The 16,315-nt window shown below is 67.4% G+C and carries 16 protein-coding genes, 1 tRNA gene and 1 riboswitch; of the genes, 9 read left to right on the top strand and 8 right to left on the bottom strand.

The window, feature by feature from the left end; translation table 11 throughout:
• Window positions 1–17 precede the first annotated feature (17 nt).
• Window positions 18–581: a dCTP deaminase gene (dcd, locus tag HMPREF2791_RS03630; RefSeq protein ID WP_070844407.1), complete on the bottom strand. Its 564-nt coding sequence runs from the start codon at window positions 579–581 to the stop codon at window positions 18–20.
• 62 nt (window positions 582–643) lie between these two features.
• On the opposite strand from dcd, the gene HMPREF2791_RS03625 reads away from it, so the two are divergent.
• A tRNA-Gly gene (locus HMPREF2791_RS03625) sits at window positions 644–714 on the top strand.
• A 32-nt stretch (window positions 715–746) separates the two neighbouring features.
• Here the strand turns inward: HMPREF2791_RS03625 and HMPREF2791_RS03620 are convergent.
• Entirely contained in the window at window positions 747–1,325 is a 579-nt protein-coding gene (locus HMPREF2791_RS03620) for a hypothetical protein (RefSeq protein WP_070472027.1), read from the bottom strand.
• Between the two features lie 16 nt (window positions 1,326–1,341).
• Window positions 1,342–1,476, bottom strand: a riboswitch (SAM riboswitch).
• A gap of 79 nt (window positions 1,477–1,555) precedes the next feature.
• On the opposite strand from HMPREF2791_RS03620, the gene HMPREF2791_RS03615 reads away from it, so the two are divergent.
• Window positions 1,556–2,377 carry an esterase/lipase family protein gene (locus HMPREF2791_RS03615; protein ID WP_246815157.1) on the top strand — a complete coding sequence of 274 codons (822 nt, stop codon included), beginning with the start codon at window positions 1,556–1,558 and terminating at the stop codon, window positions 2,375–2,377.
• Between the two features lie 151 nt (window positions 2,378–2,528).
• On the top strand, window positions 2,529–4,052 hold the full coding sequence (locus HMPREF2791_RS03610) for an HNH endonuclease signature motif containing protein (protein ID WP_070472025.1): 1,524 nt from the start codon (window positions 2,529–2,531) through the stop codon (window positions 4,050–4,052).
• A gap of 66 nt (window positions 4,053–4,118) precedes the next feature.
• Here HMPREF2791_RS03610 and HMPREF2791_RS03605 read toward each other — a convergent pair whose 3' ends face one another.
• Both HMPREF2791_RS03605 and HMPREF2791_RS03600 read right to left on the bottom strand, forming a co-directional pair.
• On the bottom strand, window positions 4,119–5,774 hold the full coding sequence (locus HMPREF2791_RS03605) for a VanW family protein (protein ID WP_070472024.1): 1,656 nt from the start codon (window positions 5,772–5,774) through the stop codon (window positions 4,119–4,121).
• A gap of 141 nt (window positions 5,775–5,915) precedes the next feature.
• Window positions 5,916–7,127 carry a glycoside hydrolase family 3 N-terminal domain-containing protein gene (locus tag HMPREF2791_RS03600; RefSeq protein ID WP_070472022.1) on the bottom strand — a complete coding sequence of 404 codons (1,212 nt, stop codon included), beginning with the start codon at window positions 7,125–7,127 and terminating at the stop codon, window positions 5,916–5,918.
• Between the two features lie 80 nt (window positions 7,128–7,207).
• On the opposite strand from HMPREF2791_RS03600, the gene HMPREF2791_RS03595 reads away from it, so the two are divergent.
• Together HMPREF2791_RS03595 and HMPREF2791_RS03590 are read left to right on the top strand one after the other, a co-directional pair.
• Entirely contained in the window at window positions 7,208–7,417 is a 210-nt protein-coding gene (locus HMPREF2791_RS03595) for a DUF2613 domain-containing protein (RefSeq protein ID WP_070472021.1), read from the top strand.
• Window positions 7,418–7,432: 15 nt separating this feature from the next.
• Window positions 7,433–10,330, top strand: coding sequence for an alpha-(1->3)-arabinofuranosyltransferase domain-containing protein (locus tag HMPREF2791_RS03590; RefSeq protein WP_070472019.1), 2,898 nt, complete (start codon window positions 7,433–7,435; stop codon window positions 10,328–10,330).
• On the opposite strand, the gene HMPREF2791_RS03585 is transcribed toward HMPREF2791_RS03590, so the two are convergent.
• A complete protein-coding gene (locus HMPREF2791_RS03585; protein WP_305764324.1) occupies window positions 10,237–11,289 on the bottom strand; it encodes an acyltransferase family protein in 1,053 nt (350 codons plus the stop codon). The two genes, HMPREF2791_RS03590 and HMPREF2791_RS03585, sit on opposite strands and share 94 nt — an antisense overlap.
• A 37-nt stretch (window positions 11,290–11,326) precedes the next feature.
• On the opposite strand from HMPREF2791_RS03585, the gene HMPREF2791_RS03580 reads away from it, so the two are divergent.
• The 4 genes from HMPREF2791_RS03580 (at window position 11,327) to HMPREF2791_RS03565 (ending at window position 14,578) form a co-directional block, all read left to right on the top strand.
• On the top strand, window positions 11,327–11,980 hold the full coding sequence (locus HMPREF2791_RS03580; RefSeq protein WP_070472016.1) for a porin PorA family protein: 654 nt from the start codon (window positions 11,327–11,329) through the stop codon (window positions 11,978–11,980).
• Window positions 11,964–13,388 carry an MmpA family trehalose lipid delivery protein gene (locus tag HMPREF2791_RS03575; protein WP_070472015.1) on the top strand — a complete coding sequence of 475 codons (1,425 nt, stop codon included), beginning with the start codon at window positions 11,964–11,966 and terminating at the stop codon, window positions 13,386–13,388. Before HMPREF2791_RS03580 ends, HMPREF2791_RS03575 begins: the two co-directional genes overlap by 17 nt.
• A 161-nt stretch (window positions 13,389–13,549) precedes the next feature.
• Window positions 13,550–13,786, top strand: a complete 237-nt coding sequence (locus tag HMPREF2791_RS03570; protein WP_070472013.1) for a three-helix bundle dimerization domain-containing protein — start codon at window positions 13,550–13,552, stop codon at window positions 13,784–13,786.
• A 339-nt stretch (window positions 13,787–14,125) separates the two neighbouring features.
• Window positions 14,126–14,578 (top strand): DIP1984 family protein, encoded by a 453-nt coding sequence (locus tag HMPREF2791_RS03565; RefSeq protein ID WP_070472011.1) that lies wholly within the window; start codon window positions 14,126–14,128, stop codon window positions 14,576–14,578.
• On the opposite strand, the gene HMPREF2791_RS03560 is transcribed toward HMPREF2791_RS03565, so the two are convergent.
• The 3 genes from HMPREF2791_RS03560 to HMPREF2791_RS03550 are packed head-to-tail and all read right to left on the bottom strand — an operon-like array spanning window position 14,570 to window position 16,300.
• Complete coding sequence (locus HMPREF2791_RS03560) at window positions 14,570–15,628, bottom strand: glycosyltransferase family 4 protein (protein ID WP_070472009.1); 1,059 nt, start codon at window positions 15,626–15,628, stop codon at window positions 14,570–14,572. The two genes, HMPREF2791_RS03565 and HMPREF2791_RS03560, sit on opposite strands and share 9 nt — an antisense overlap.
• Window positions 15,625–16,008, bottom strand: coding sequence for a type II toxin-antitoxin system VapC family toxin (locus HMPREF2791_RS03555; protein WP_070472007.1), 384 nt, complete (start codon window positions 16,006–16,008; stop codon window positions 15,625–15,627). The genes HMPREF2791_RS03560 and HMPREF2791_RS03555 overlap by 4 nt, the downstream gene beginning before the upstream one ends.
• 1 nt (window position 16,009) lies before the next feature.
• Window positions 16,010–16,300 (bottom strand): type II toxin-antitoxin system Phd/YefM family antitoxin, encoded by a 291-nt coding sequence (locus HMPREF2791_RS03550; RefSeq protein ID WP_070472005.1) that lies wholly within the window; start codon window positions 16,298–16,300, stop codon window positions 16,010–16,012.
• Window positions 16,301–16,315 lie beyond the last annotated feature (15 nt).

The raw sequence follows: 16,315 nt of genomic DNA, 5'->3' as shown, positions 1-16,315 counted from the left end.
TCGATAGGCAAAAGCCCCTACTGGAAGTTCAGGTACGCCTTCGACGGGGTGGGGCCGCGCTGGCCCTGGTACTTCGAGCCGAGCTTGCCGGAGCCGTACGGGGTGTCCGCGGGCGAGGTCATGTTAAACAGCGCAAGCTGGCCGACCTTCATGCCCGGCCACAACACGATGGGCAGGTTGGCCACGTTAGACAGCTCCAAGGTGATGTGGCCGGAAAAGCCCGGGTCAATGAAACCCGCGGTGGAGTGCGTGAGCAGGCCCAAGCGGCCCAACGAGGACTTGCCCTCGAGGCGGCCGGCCAAGTCCGCGGGAAGAGTGAAGCACTCCAGGGTGGAGGCGAGCACGAACTCGCCGGGGTGCAGGACAAACGCGTCGCCGTCCGGCACCTCAACAAGCGTGGTCAGATTCGGCATCTCCTGCTTCGGGTCGATGTGCGTGTACTTCGAGTTGTTGAAAACGCGGAAGAACTTGTCAATGCGCACATCGATCGAACTCGGCTGGATGAGCTCGGCATCGAACGGGTCGATACCGAGGTGGCCGGAGTTAATGGCATCGCGGATGTCGTGATCTGAAAGCAACACGAATCTAGAGTGTACTTCCCTGTTTTGGGCCGCGAATCCGTGGTGCTAAAGTTGGCAGAGCTGCCGGCGTAGTTTAGTGGTAGAACATCAGCTTCCCAAGCTGAGAGTGCGAGTTCGATTCTCGTCGCCGGCTCTCTTTTCTTTTTTTGGGGGGCTTCCTCGGATCTAGCTTTCTGTGGTGCACGGTGTCAGCGGCTTCTTGCTCAGCAATACCGCGCGGTACCTCCCATTCTCTGTTTTGAAGCGGAGGATGTTCCAATCCGGGTTGTACTCCTCCGCCAGCGCAAGTTCCTCGGGGTCGTGGTTGTAGCCGGTGACGTTCTCCTCCCCCACTGCACTGCGGAAACGGAAGGTGAGCTTCGTGCCGTCCTGCTCCGCCGCCTCGACGGGGAACCAGGAGTGCTTCAGGTTCATGGCGCGAAGCACCGGGATGTAGTGGTTTTTGTGGCCTTCGGCCTGCCTGTCGCACTCTTTGTAAGTGCATTCACGGCGTGCGGCCGGCTGCTTGGGCAGCGGGACAACGGCATCACCGACGCGGATCGCGCCCGCTTTTGGCGAGTAGTCGAACTTCGGGCCAGTGTTACCCACGAAACGGGCCGCTTCCATCGGGCTGTCGAACTTTGCGACGACACTTTCGCCCGTCTCATCGAGCGTGAACGCGAACGCAGTTCCGCTCATGTGGGCCAGGGTGGCAGGGGTCCAGTCGGTGGGCATGTTGGACATGTCGTTCAAGTCGGAAGACATGGTTAATCTCCTTTGAGAATCGCACTTCCGGCGCGGCGGTTGCACGTGCCGGCGGATCTTCCCCCGGGGGCACCGTGCGCGATATGCGCGGTTGCCAGCCGACGAGCCGGGAGGCTTTTCCCTTGTGCAGGGTGCGTCGGACTTCGTGATCCAAACCAGGACAATAACAGACCGCTTGGTCTACTGCAAGTGGGGGCCGGAGGGCGTCGATAAGCAATATGCTCAAAGGGATGAAACTCAGCAGCGCGATGATGACACTGGCGGTCGGCTACGGGGCGGTGCGCGGGCTGCAAAACCGCCCGCCGATGCCGTTCAACGACCGAAATTTTAAGCCCACACACCCCACGCCGGTGATGTACGTGCACGGGATCAACTCGCGCACCGCGGCGTTTGAGTCGAACGCCCAAAGGCTGAAAGAACAGGGGTTTTGGGTCTGGGGCTACGACTACGGCGACATGATCGCGCCCGGATTCTTCGGCGCGGGCGACCTGAATTCGATCGTGGGCGACGTGGAGGAGCACGTGGACCGTGTGCTGCGAAAAACCGGCGCGGAGCAGGTGGACATTGTGGCGCACTCGCAGGGCGCGCTGATGACCAAGCTGTTCATTTCGCGCGGGGGCGCGGAGAAGGTGCGGCGCGTGGTGGCGATGGGCGGCAACTTCCACGGCACCGACTTCCGGGGGCTGGCCGGACAGATGGGCGCGTTCGCCGCAAACCACCCGCACTTCACCGCCCTATTCGCCCCGGGGGCAGCACAGCAGCTCGCCGGTTCCGCCTGGTTACGCGAGTTTTTGAGCGGCCCGGACACCGTGCCGGGAATCACGTACACCTCCATCTACTCACCGGCAGACACGGTGGTTACGCCCGCCTCCGCGTCGATGCTGGAGGCGGTCCCGGGCGCGGACGTGGCGAACATCGACTCCGGGCAGTGGTACGACGGCTACGCGCCCTACCACGCGCTCATGCCACGCGACCCGCTGTACGCGGACCTCACCGTGTGGGGGTTGCTGCGCGAGATGGGCGACCATGTGCCACCTTCACAATTTGAGTGAGCACCTTTTGCTTATCGACGTGCTAAAGTCGCTGGCCGTTTAGGGATACTCGAACATGTGTTTGGCTTTGCGGCGGTCGTGTCGGAGGCGTGTCGTAGCGTATGCATTGTTCATTCGTTGACAGCGCGTACCTGAAGGGAGGGATCCGCCCATGACCACGGTAATTGACCACCACGTGGACCAGCTCGTCGATAGTCTGAAGGCGCTCGAGGCGCTCATGATGCAGCCCGAATCCCTCCACCTTTTATCCACGCACCAGGCCATGGAGCGGCTGCACGCGGCGCTGCCGCTGCTGTCCAACGCGAACATCGCGTTTGCTCACCTGTGCGAGCGCGACGGGGCGGGCCGGCTGGTCGGCGCGAACCACCCGGTGGAGTACCTGACCAAGCAGCTCGGGCTCCCACGCGCCGACGCCTTTAGCCTGCTCAACCAGGCGAAGACGATGTTCGGCGAGGTCGAGGTGCCCACCCCACCCTCGGACCCGCTGATGGACGAAGAAGAGCGCGAGAAGCAGGCCGAGGAAGAAGAGCGCCGCAAAGAGGAAGCGCGCAAGGCCAAGGAGCGCGCGCGGAAGGCGGCGGCGAAGGCCAACGCGGAGAAGAAGCGCATCATTGAGCGGGCACTAATGCAGCTCAACGAACACTCGGACCCGGGCCGCGACGAGATCTACGCGCAGGCGCTCGAGGCGGCGGAGACGATGTCCGCGGAAGAGCTGCGGAAGCACGTGAACACACTGGTCAAACGCGCCAACCGCAAGGGCAGGGACTACGAGGGCAACAAGGACCCGCTCGCCGCGTTTAAGAAGCGCACCATGATCTTCGGCGAGGAGGACAGCGACGGCGGTTCCTGGGGACAGATCTACTTCGACAAAGCCAGCCGCGCCGCGTTCGAGGCCGCGCTGGCCGCCGGCGAGTCGCCCGGGGCGAACCTGCCGCCCGGCGCCGAGGACAAGCGCACCCGCGGGCAGCGGCGGTTCGACCAACTCATGGACATTGTCGGCAACCACGCGAACTCCTCCACCGCGGCGCGCAAGGGCATCGGAACCGTGGTGATGACGCTGACGCTGGAAGACCTCATGGGGGCGGACGCGTACACCGAGTTCGCCACCAACACCTCGGTGTCGTTGACCGCGTTGGACATAGTCCGGCTCGGGCTGGCAGGAGACTCCTTCGCCCTGCAGCTGGACTCGTGCACCGGGGTCCCGCTATCCCTCGGGCGGGCGCGGTTGGCCAGCGTGGAGCAGAAGCTGGTGCTTTTGGCCATGCAGCAGGTGTGCGCCTGGACCGGGTGCACCAAGCCAGGCGTGGAACTGGAAGCCCACCACATCCAGTCGTACCTGCACGGTGGGCTCACAGACCTGGAAAACCTCGTCCTCCTGTGCCGCGAGCACCACATGTGCAACAACGACAACAGGGACGGCGCCGGTGGCAAGGGTCACTTCGAGAAAGATCCCACCACCTGGGACGTCACCCACCACCCCGCCGACGGCGGGCCACCAACACCAACCACGACACGTCAGTACCAAGACTCTCCTGGTCAGAGGACTATCAGGCGGGTGCGGAAGAAATACCCCGCGTTCGACGACCCACCGAACCAGACAACCACCGACCCGCCGTTATTCGACATCGGCGATGGGTCCAGGGCCGGCCCCGACCGGGGCGGCAACATAGCGTGAGAGTTGGACGCGCGGCGGTTTGGTGCCGCGCGGGTGTGGGGTGCGTGACGGTTCGTACGCTAACCGCTAACCGCAGCGCACGATCGGCTGCGGGTCGTACACCGTGGTCTGGGTTTCCCGGCTGAGCTCGTTTCCGGCGAGGTCGTAGATGATGCGGGTGTCGGAGGTAGTGAAACCAGGCGCGCCCGAAGACGGCGCACAGTTCGAGCCGGAGACGTTCACCGGCTGCGGCTGCGTCTGCGCCCACCGGCCACCGTTGACAGACTCGACGGTCACGGTCTTGACGCCCATCAGGCTCACCGTGACCTCCCCGCCGCCGACGCTGGTGGAGATGCGCACCGGGTGCGGACTGTCGTTGCGGAACTGCAGGTCGATAGCGCCCTCATACACGGTCGCCTCGCGGCCGGCTGGGTAGCGGGAGATGTAATAGGAGTGCGGCATGTGCGCCACATCCGTCATGCCGGCGAAGTAGGAGGCGTTGTACAAGGTGGTGGCGAACTGGGAGATGCCGCCGCCGACCGCGGTGTCCGCGCGCCCGTTGAGGATGATGCCGGACTCCACGTACCCCTGAGCGGGGCCGCGCGGGCCGGTGTAGCCGTTCAGGGAGAAGGTCTCGCCCGGGTTCACGATCGCACCGTTGACGGTCTGGGCCACCAGCGCAATGTTGGTGCCGGACGCACCCGAGTAGCCACTGGTGGTGAACGAGCCGACCACGTCGTTGAAGGTCGCGTTTTGCGCCTGTTCAGTGGTGAACTGCGCGGGCACGTCCTTGTACACCGCGTCCCAGGCGCGGGGCTCGTCGCCGGTCAAGCGTTTTTCAAAGCCCGCCAGGGTGGCGTCCCAGTCCACCACGGAGCCGTCGACGGACGGTTCGACGCCGCCTCCGGCCAGGACGCGGGCGTTTTTGCCCTCCACCTCGGTCTCCGCGAGCTGGTCACCCAGGATGGTGCGCGTGGCATCCAGGTTCACGTCGGGTGTGATGCGGCCTTCCACCGCGGGGAACTGCACGATTTCGCCGATACGGTCCTGCGGCACGGCGGCGGCGACGCCGTCCTTGCCGGTGACCGTGACCGGGCCGTCCAGGGCGGCGCGCACGGGGCCGCCGAGCGCGGCCTTCATGGCGTCGTCGTTGATGGCGGGCTGCGTCTGCGACGGCTCCACTTCGACACCGTCCGGGTTGAGCCAGCCGGTGGTCACCTCGTCGCGCAGCGTGGCGCGGTCCACGTCCTGGCCGAGCTTCGGGTCGGTGGTTTCGGCCTTGCCGCCCTGCACACGGATAGTGCCGTCGACGGGGTCCACGTGCAGCTCGTCGGTCATGCGGTCGAGCTGGCTCCCCAGCGTTTTGTCGTCGACGGTCGGCACGACGTCCACCTCGCGGGTGGTGAACAGCCCGCGGAGGCGCTCGACGGGGTTCGCGGTCTCGATGCCGGCGTTGTCCACCGTGGCGTCGAAATCGATGCCCAGTCCGGCCTTGGCGGGGATGAACTCGGTTGCCTTCTCCCCCGCCTTGACTGGAACAGCCTTGGCTGCGACGCCGCCGAGTTCCGCCTGGAGCTTTTCGCGCGCCTCGTCCGGCGCCATCGCACCGATGTCCACGCCGCCAACCTGGGTGCCCCGTGGGACGTTGCCCCGGTGGGTGGCCAAGTCCGCCAGGTAGATCGCGAGCGCCACGGCGAGGATGCCCAAGAGCACGCCTAGCGTGATTTTGGCGCCGCGGCCCATCACTCCCTGCCCGCCCTTGGCGGTGCCTGCGCGTCCTTTCCTGTGCGAGGTCGCCTTTACCGTAGTCACGCGCCCCACAATAATGCAGATCTTTGATCTCTCATAGCCGGGGAAGCGCTACAAACCCACCTACAAGCCCGCCTACAACCCCACGTCGATGAGCTGCTGCTGCACCCTGGTTGCGGCCTCGTCCACTCGAGTTTCAGGGATATAGCCGTTGTGCACACACCACACGATGTGGTCGACGATGCCGGGCAGGTCCGCGCCGGAGGACCACAGCGCTTGGTCCGCCCCGGAGCCGATTGCCCTGGCCACGGCATCGCGGGTGGGAGCGTAGTCCAGGATGCCGCGCATGCCGGACAGGTCGTCGGTGACCACCGCACCTTCGAAGGGCACCCCACCTGGGTAGTCGCCGGTGCGCAGCAGCCGGTAGGTGTCCGGGTTCATGGAGCTGGGCACGCCGTCGGGGCCTAGGCCCGGCACGATCATGTGGCCCATCATCACGCTGGCGCGGGGGAACTGTTCCAGCAGCGGACCGTAGGGGCGCAGGTCAAGCTCGCGCATCTGGTCCAGCGGCGGGGTGACGGCCAGGTGGTGGTGCGTGTCCCCGGAGGCGCGCCCGTGGCCGGGAAAATGTTTGAACGTCGGGGTCACCCCGGCGTCGATAAGCCCCTGCGAGAACAGCCCGGCTACGCGCACGACCTCGTCGGGGTTGCCGTGGAAGGAACGGTCCCCCACGATGTCCAGGTTGGTCACGTCCAAGTCCAGCAGCGGTGCGTAGTCCACGTTGATGCCGTGGGCCCGCAGGGAGCGGCCGATGTCGTAGCCGGTGCCTCGGATCACCTCGGGCGGCTGCCCGGCGAGCGCGCGCGGCGGCATGAACTCGCCGAGCACCTGCGTGTGGCGCTGCACGCGGCCGCCCTCGAAGTCGATGGCCACGCTGAACGGGCGGTGATACTCGGCGCGCAGGGCGTTGATGTCGCGGCCCGCCTCAGTGAGCAGCGCCGGATCCGCCCAGCTGGGGATAATCAGCCCGCCGACACCCTGGTCCAGCGCGAACCGCGCCTGGTCGTAGTTGGCCACGCCGACCACCATGAGCGAGGCGACCTTTTGCCGCAGGTCGTCCGGCACGCGCTGCTGCGCCGGCGACAAGGGCGCGGGCGCGGCCGGGGGTGCGGAAGGCGGCGCCACCTCAGGGGCTTCTTGCTTGTCGACGTCCTCCCGGCCCGCCTCCGCAGTCTCCAAAACGGCCGACTCAGCAGCGTTGTCTTCGGGCTGTTCGGCGCATCCGGCGAAGCTGAACGCCGATAGGCACGCAAGTGCGAGCAACGCCGCACCTGTCCGAGCCCGCATGTACCTGTCCCCTTGTCAGCTGTTTCAAACCCTGTTTCAAACCACAGCCACTGTACCCGCTGCTGGTAGGCTTCTCCGACATGTCCCATCGCGTATTTGCCCTGCCGGCGTCGCTTGCCCGGCGCGCCACCGCGCCCGTTTTGGCCAGCACTGTCGTTGGTGTGGTGCTCGGTGCGGTGGGGGTGCTTGGCATCGCGTCCGTGTCCGGGCAATCGACGGTGCCGCAGGGTACTGCGGTGCCGGCGGATGAGGCGGTGCTGGGCGGGCCGGAGTACGGCTCGAGGAAGTAGGCGCTGGTGCGGGGGATGCGCGCGCACCTCGCAGGTTGGCTGGTCCTGCTTGCTGTTGTGCTTGCACAGCCGCCGGGGCAGGTCGCGGCGGACACCAAGTTCGACCTGGTTGCCGCCCCGGGGCGGTTTTTGCGCCGCGCTACCCACGCGTACACCGACGAGTTTCCGCTGGGCCAGGTGCAGAACCAGGCGTACGGCTACCTGTTCCCGCAGGGGCCGTTCTTCTTGGCGGGGGATCTGCTACATGTGCCGGATTGGTTGATCCAGCGCGCGTGGTGGTGGCTGTTGTTGTGCTTGGCATACTCCGGCACGCTCACGCTGGCGCGAAGAATAGGCGTCAAGGGCACCCTCCCGCAGGTCCTCGCGGCGGGGCTCTACGCGCTGAGCCCGCGCATCCTGACCACGCTCACCGCGATTTCTTCGGAGGCGTGGCCGGTGGCGCTCGTGCCGTGGACGCTGATCCCGCTGACGCGGCGCACCCCGCGGGTGGCGCCGGCGGTAGTGGCGGTTGCGTGCATGGGCGCGGTCAACGCCACCGCCACCATCGCCGCGTGCCTGCCAGCGTTCGTGCTGCTTATCGCGCGGCGCGCCTACGCAGCGGCCAGCAAGTTCGCCCTCGGGGCGGCGGCGGTGTCCGCGTGGTGGGTCGGGCCGCTTTTGGTGCTGGGCCGCTACTCCCCGCCGTTCACGGACTTCATCGAGTCCGCCGGTGTGACCACCGCGTGGCTCAATCCGGTGGAGATCCTGCGAGGCACCACGAGCTGGACGCCGTTCGTGGACACGGAGCGCGCCGCCGGTCACCTCTTGGTGGCGGAGCCGACGTTCGTCATCGCCACCTGCCTCGTCGCCGCGTTCGGGCTCGCGGGCTTGGCGCGCCGCGACATGCCGTGGCGCGGGCCGCTGCTTGCGGTGTTCGCGGTGGGGTTCTGGGTGCTCGGCTCGGCGCACATGAGCACCTCGCTTTACGACGGTGCTCTCGCCCCCTTCCGCAACCTGCACAAATTCGACCCGCTGGTCCACCTGCCGCTCGCGCTGGGCGCCGGGCATCTGGCCGCGAAGGTGAACCGTCCCAAGGCTGTCGGCATCACCCTTGCCGCCGTAGTGGCTGTGGCGCCGGCCTGGTCGTTGCGCCTGCTGCCGGAGGGCACCTGGAACGAGGTGTCGGAGGACTGGGTTGCCGCGGGCCAGTGGCTGGACGAGCACGCCGCGGGTACCCGCACGCTTGTGGTCCCGGCGGCGTCGTTTGCTCGCCAGACGTGGGGGTGGACGCGCGACGAGCCGATTCAGGCGCTGACCCAGGCGCGTTTCGCGTTCCGCGACGCGGTGCCGCTGGTGGACCCGGAGGCGATTCGGGGGTTGGAGGGGCAGGCGGAGCTCGTCGATAGGCAGGCGCTGCGTTCTGTAGGCGTGGGTGCCGTGGTGGTGCGCCGCGACCTGGAGCGGCAGCCGCGCACGCCGAATTTGGGTGAGCCGGACGCAAGCTTCGGCGAGGTGGATATCTTCCTGCTGGACCCGCACGCGGACGTGATGGCCACGGACCGCGAGCCGGTTGCTGTGGACGGCGGCGGCGAGGTGTTGCCGCTTATATGGCGCGAGCTCGGCTATTTCCCGGCGCGCCTGACCAGCGGGGACGCCGATGTGGTCACCGATACCCCGGCGCTTGCGGTGCGCAACTACGGCACAATCGACGGTCAGTCCGGCCGCCTCGCCGCCGAGTGGGAGGACGCCACGGTGCGCAACCGGGTGAAGGACTACCCGTCTGCCGGCACCCGCACCGCGGTGGCGGCCGACGGCTTCGCCCGAGCATCGTCCTCGGCCGCGGACGCCGGCGCGTTCGGCGGGCCCGACGCGTCGAAGTCGCTCACCTCCGCCTTCGACGGCCTCAACGAAACTGCCTGGTGGCCCGCCCCCGGCGACCGCGACGCCTGGATCGAGTTCCAAACCCAGCAGGAGCACGTCACGGTTACCGCCACCGCGGACACCACCGTCCAGCTGTGCGACGGGCACAGCAACTGCCGCAACGTCACCCTGGTCAAAGACCAGCCGCGCAGGCTCACCCGCGGCGACGCGACAATCCTGCGGCTGGCCGAACCCGTGGGCATCCGCGAGCTCGACGTGGGCGTCACGCGCATCGTCGAAGTGGAGGGCACCGCGGACCGCTACTTCTTCCAGCGCCACTTCCCCGAGCACAAGGTGATCCAGCGCCGCTTCACCACCGCTGAGGACGCCACGTGGCAGCTCAGCAAACCCGCCACCATCGACGGCGAGCGCCGCGTGGGCAGCGTGTTCCTCAAAGCCGGCTCCCACGAGCTGTTCACCCGCGCCGACACGGTCATGCTCTCCCGCGCGCCGCTGCCCGACCAGACCGGCGACCGGTTGATCCTGACCACCCGCGCGTTCAACGACGGGCTCCGCGCCGCCCTCGGCGGCACCGAGCTGGAGCCTATGCGTATCGACGCCGGCGCCCAAGCCTTCCGCATCCCTCCAGGAGCCGACGGCGAGTTCGAGATGCACTTCGCTGGCGAAGGTGCCTACCGCTACTCGCTGCTCTTCGGCGGCACGTTCAGCCTGCTCGTACTCGCCTACTGCCTGTGGGTGCCGTGGCGCCGCGAGGACGACACCCCGTACGGGCCGGACACCAACGCCAACTGGGCGCCGACCGTGGCCGTGATCGCCGCGTTCCCGTTCCAGGGCCTGGCAGCGACGGCACTCGCGTGGGTGGTGCGCCGCTTCACTGTCCTGCCGATGCACCGCGTCACGGCCGCCGCCATGGCCATCTGCGGGTTGGTGCTGGCGCGCGCCCCATGGCCGGCCGCCAACTACGCCGGTTCGTCCACTTTCTTGGTCGTGGCCGGCCTGTTCGCCGTGGCGTGTCTGACCAACCGCGCGCCGGGCACCTCCACCAACTCGTAGGAGATGTAAGCCACCGCGGTACTCGCCAGCGCGGTGGCCGCGTAGACCAGAACAAACCCGCCGGAGAACATCGGCACCCCGAGCACGGGGAAGACGAAGTACAACACCGCCATGTGCCACAAAAACACCGAGTAGGACCAGTGGCCCAAGGTGCGCATGACTTTCGACGACAGCACCGTGCCGCGCTGCCGCTGCCCCAGCGCGAACGGCGCCACGATAAGCGCCGCAAACACCGCACCGAGCAGCACCCGCACGTTGAACTCAGCCGGCGTCGGGTGCTCCAGCCCCCGCGGGCCAACCACCCCGCCGACCCAGGCCACCGGCAGCGCCAGCGCCGCCACCGGCCAGCGCGGCCCGGCGTAGCGCACGCCGGCGCGCTCCAGCTCCGCCAGCACGAGGCCCACCGCGAACCAGGGGGCGTACGACGGCGGCCAGATTTGCATGTTCACCACCGCCGGATCCGTCACCCCGGCCACTGCCCACGGCCACACCAGGCCCAGCACCACCGACCCCGCCAACGCCGCGTACCTTCCCCGCGATCCGAGGCGCAAATACAACGGCAGGACCAGGTAGAAGGCGGCTTCGACGCAGAGCGACCACATCTGGGTCAACCCGTCGATAAGCGAATGCGGGACGTAAATCTGCGCAAGCAGCACATTCGCCGCGACCTGGCTGGCAGTGACCCCTGCAAGCGGCGGTAGGGCGAGCAGCACCACGCCCACGCACACGAGGTACGCGGGCACAAGGCGCGCCACCCGCCGCGAGTAGTAGCCCTCGCGGGCCCCGCCGCGCGCCAGCAGGAACGCCGAAAGCGCGAAGAACACGGCCACGAAGTAGTCGAAGCGCTCCAGCACCGCAGATCCGGTGGCGGTTTGGAATGCGACGTGCGTGGCCACGATGCCGTAGGCGGCCACGGCGCGCAGGCCGTCGAGCTCGGGCAAAATGGCGGGTCTGTTCACGATGGCGCAAGTCTAGCCACCCGGTAGGGTGACACGGGTGAACCTGCGACGCCGACTTGCCGCCTGCCTAGGCATCATCGTCGCCTGCGGCGCGCTCAACCTCGCCTCCCCCGTCGTGATCGCGCAACAGCGCACCCTTGATCCGGGCGTGTACACCATGCTTTTCGACGGCACTTCGCCCCGCACCCGCACCATCGAGCTTTCCAAAGCCCCGAAACGCCTGGACGCGGTGGTCACGCTGGACGGTGAAGAGGTGGACGCGTTTCCCATCGATCCCTCCACCGCCTTTCCCGCGAAGGGGCGCGCCGGGCTGGGGCCGCTGTTGCCGTACCGCCCGGAGCGGCGCACCTACCCGCTGTTCGACTCCACCTCCGGGGAGGATGTCGGTCTGGACTATTTGGGCCCCGGTTCGGTGCGGGGGTTGGACACGTACAAGTACTCGGCTGCGCTGTCGGATGGCTGCGTGCGCACCGTTGATGCGGAGCGGCGCACCGGCCGCATCCTCGACGAGGTGTGGGACTGTGGGCCCGACCAGTGGGTGCTGGCCGAAGAGACGAAGGCGGCGCAGGTGGACGCTGCGGCGCGCGACGTGGCGTGGCTGCGCGGGTTGCAGGTGATGGCGGTGATCACCCGTGTGGTCGCCGCCGCGGCGTTTGTGGCGGGCCTGGTGCTGTATGCGCGCCGCCGTTAGCCGCTGGTGGGCGCCGGTGTACGGCGCGCTACTGGTGTTGGGGTTGACCTGGCCGTTTTTGGTGCCCGGCGAGGCGTTCGCGCTGCGCGACATGATGGTGTTTGACCAGATGGCGCTCACCAGGGCTTCGCTGGGCTGGGGCGATCTGGCCGCGCGCAACGTGCCACAGGACGCGCTGTTGGGGATCTTGCCGTGGCCGGTGGCGTTCGTGCGGGTGTTCATGGTCGCCGCCGCCGGGTGCGCAGCGTGGGCGGGGTACCGGTTCGGGCGCACCCCGTTCGGGCAGGCGGCGGCGATGACGGTGGCGGTGTGGAATCCGTTTGTGGTGGAGCGGCTGCTGCAGGGGCAGTGGTCGCTGGCCGCGGCGGCGTGGCTGCTGCCGCTGGTGGCGTTGGGGCTTGTGCCGGCATCAGGGCTGGCGCACTGGTTGGCGTCGTTGACCCCCACAGGTGCCCTGGCGGCGGCGTGTTTTGCCCGCGGCTGGCGCGGGGTGGCGGTCAGCGTGTGCACCTGTCTGCCGTGGGTGGCGGCGGGCGTGTTCGCCGGGGTGCCCGGCACGTCTTCGGCCGCGTCCGCTGCGGCGTTTGCCCCGCGGGCGGAAGCGCACGCGGGCACCCTCGGATCTTTGCTGGGCTTGGGCGGGATCTGGAACGGCCAGGCGGTGCCGGCCTCGCGCGAGCTCGGGTTCGCGCTTTTCGGGGTGGCGCTGTGTGCCCTGCTCGCGCTGTCCTGGCGGGCGGTGCCCCGCCGTTTCCTCCTGCTGGCAGCGCTGGGGTTCGCGGTTGCGCTGGCCTCCTGGGCGGGGCTCACTGCACCACTGGTCCAGCATCTGCCCGGCGGCGGCCTGCTCCGCGACGGCCAAAAGTGGCTCATCCTCGCCATCCCCGCCTTCGTCGCCGCTGCCGGCGCGCTTGATCCCCGGCGCGCGCTCGCCGCCGCAGCGTTCGCACTGCTGCAGGTCCCGGACGCGCCAGTCGCCCTCGCCGCGCTCACCCCCACCACCGTCGAGGTCCCCGCCGTCGACCACCGCGGCCGCGACGTCCTCTTCGAGTCCCGCCCGGCGCTTGTGCCTATCGACGGCCACCCGGCCGTCGACCCCGCCCCCAAAGCCATGAACGTTGTCGAATCCGGCGCGCTGACGGTGGACGGGGTGGCGGTGGACCCGCCGTCGCTGCGGTGGACGGCGGCGCAGGCTGCCTTAGACGACCAGGAACGCCTGCGCGAGCTGGGCGTCGGTGTGGTGGTGCGCGCCGACGGTTCCGTGGCCGAGACTGGTGAGCCCGCGCGCCCTCTGCCGCCTGCCGGTGTGGCGTTGTTTGTCTTGTGGTGCATGGTGCCATTGCTACAGTGTGTCCAAAATCACACATCCCCTCAAAAGAACCCCTACCAGCGCTTTTCTAAGAATTAGTTGGCTTAGACCAATTAATGTGGACTTCCAATCATTGATCCTCTTGCACTGTTCGCCCCGCCCGTCCTAAAGTGAACTCAAAGTTAACAACAGGTTACGTACATGCGTAACCCTGAGCCTAGAGAAGGAGCAGATACCGCTTCTGCAAGGAGGAACACACCATGGCTAACACAATTGACTTCAGCATCATCCGCGAGCGCGCGCTGCGCAACATCCGCGAGGACCTGCTCGCCGAGTTCGCCGGCCAGTTCGACACACTCGAGATCAACGACGCATTCGATGCTGTCCTGCGCACCCATCGCAACTCCGCCGTGATCGAGGACTTTATCCCTGTCCTCGTCGAGGCCGAGATGCGCGACCGTCTCCGCGACGGCGAGCTGTTCCCCTCCGCGGCATAACACCGCATAACCCTCAACGCCCAGCCCTTCCCAGCGGCTGGGCGTTTTGCTATGTTCGAACGAAACTGTCGGTAGCGGAAAAGCTCGCCGGCACCCAGCGAACGTCAACCCTCCGTGCCCGGGGTAAGGGGCACCTTGCATGGCGCCTTGTGGCCGTATCAGGGCTGAAGCGGTTCGATTCCGCTCACACGCACATCGCATGCGGCCTGCACGACGCACACGGGCACGACCCCCACCACAGGGTTGCACCGAGCACTGTTTACTACCGCGACGTTGGGGGTGCCTCGGACGCATCCGCGAGGGTTGGGAACGGGGACAGAAACGTACAAGGAGGCACACATGCTGCTCGCAGAGGCACTGGCGCGCCGCGCCGAGGCGCAGGACCGTCTAAACAAGCTGCAGGAACGCCTGGTGCAGGGCGCGATGATCCAGGAGGGCGACGCGCCCGTCGAGGACCCGGCGGCCATGCTCGAGGAAGCCGCCGCCCTCCTCCAGGAAATTGAGACACTGGTGCGCCGCATCAACCACACCAATGCGCAGACAGCGTTCGAGGGCGCCACACTCACCGACGCCATCGCACGCCGCGACGCGCTGCTGCGCTCCCGCCGCCTCTACGCCGCCGTCGCCGACGCAGGCACCATGACCGGCTCCCGCTACTCGCGCTCCGAGGTCCGCTTCGTCCCCGCCGTGGACGTGAAATCCCTGCGTGACATGGCCGACAGCGCCGCGAAGGCCTACCGCGAGCTGGACACGAAGATCCAGCAGCTCAACTGGACAACTGAGCTAATTTAGAGCTCCAATAATCTTCGCGAACCTTCGGCCGGTCTCCTCCCAGGAGAACCGCGCCGCCCACTCGCGCGCCGCGGGAGCCATTGCTTCTCGACGCCCAAGGGTCTCCCCCACAACCTGCTCAAACTCCTCGCCGGGCTGCACCAGCCGACCAGTCTCGCCGTCGCGGATAGAGTCCGCCACCCCGCCGGCAGACGCGTACGCCACGGTGGGCACCCCGTGCTGCGCCGCCTCAATCACCGCGATCCCCCAACCCTCTTTCCGCGAAGGCAGCAGGTGCAGCTCCGCCCGCTCAAGCAGCGCATGCTTGTACGGCTCGGACACGTGCCCGTGGAAGACCACCTTGTCGCCGTAGGGGGCGGCGTACTCGCGCAGCTGGTCCTCCCACCAGCCGGAACCGATCACATCCAGCACGGCGCCATGCATACCCGCCACCGCGTCGATCGCCTCCTCGATGCGCTTGTGCGGAACCAGGCGCGAAAGGGTGACCAGGTGCAACCTTTGGTCGTCGTGAAGCACAGGCGTGTGCGCCGGCACCGGGTCCACGCCGTTTTCCACGATCTCAATGTCGCCCTCACGCACCCCGAGCGCCACCAAGTCGTGCTTCGAAGCTTGCGACACCGTCACGTACTGCGCGCCCCTGTACACGCGAGGCGCGACGCGCGACTCCAAAAACCACCCCAAGCGGCGGATCAGCGGGCCCGCCACCGGCCACTGCTCCTTGTGGCAGTGGTGCGTCAGCAGCACCACGGGCTTTCTCGTGAACAGCCGCGCGAAAAACGGGATGCCGTTTTGCGTGTCCACCACCACGTCCGGACGGTTGCGCCAGATAGATAGCGGCGCCGCAAGGTACACGCCGAACTTTCCCCCGGCGCGCTCGTAGCGCACCCCGTTGCGCCGCGAGCGCCTTGGTGCGTCCGTGTGCGTCGCGCTGCGGTAAATCACCTCGTGGCCCTGCGCCGCGAGGTACTCGCCAACGCGCTCGAGGTAGCGCTCCGACCCGCCGCCTTGCGGGTGGGTGGAGTCGCGCCAGCACAGAAGCAGAATCTTCATGGTGCGATGACCTCGAGTCCAACTTCACGCGAGGCATCCGCGAGGCGGTCGTCGTAGGTGAGCATCGCATCGGCCTCCAAATCCAGCGCGGCCTGCAGGTGGATCGCATCCAGCGTTCGCAGGTACGGCATGGGCAGCATGCTCGCGCTTCGCAGCGTCGCCCGGTTGAGTTCCGCAAGCGAAATTCCGCGCAAGATGAGCGTGACTTCCCCCTGGGGCCTGCCCAAACGCACCGCTAGCCGCCGCATCTCAATTTCGAGCAGGTCCGACGACACCACCTCACACTCCCCTGCCTCGAGCCAGAGCCGCATCGCGTGCGTGTGCGGCTCCGCTTTCAGCAGGCAGGCGATAGCCGATGTATCCGCATACACCCGCCGCATCCTAGAAGCGGTCCTCGCGCATATCATCGAGCATCTCGGCCAACGGTTCGCCTTCCGTCGGCTCCACCGGAAGGTCCAGCCAGCCGCCGACACGGGTGGCGGGGCGTGTGATGGCCAGCCGCGGTTTCGGCTCGTCAAGAGGCACAAGTCGCCCCACTGGTTCGCCGTTGTTGGTGACCACGAAGCTGTGCCCCGCCCGCACCGCGCGCAGGATCCGCGCGGAATCGTTGCGTAGTTCGCGCTGCGATATCCTGCGTTCAACCAGCGATTCGTCGTATTCCGGCGTGGCCATGCACTGCACTGTAGC

Origin of the sequence: Corynebacterium sp. HMSC034A01, assembly GCF_001838175.1 — a bacterium.
GTDB lineage: Bacteria > Actinomycetota > Actinomycetes > Mycobacteriales > Mycobacteriaceae > Corynebacterium.
Note: the sequence above shows the minus strand (reverse complement) of the source record. Positions and strands in the feature narration are given on the sequence as shown.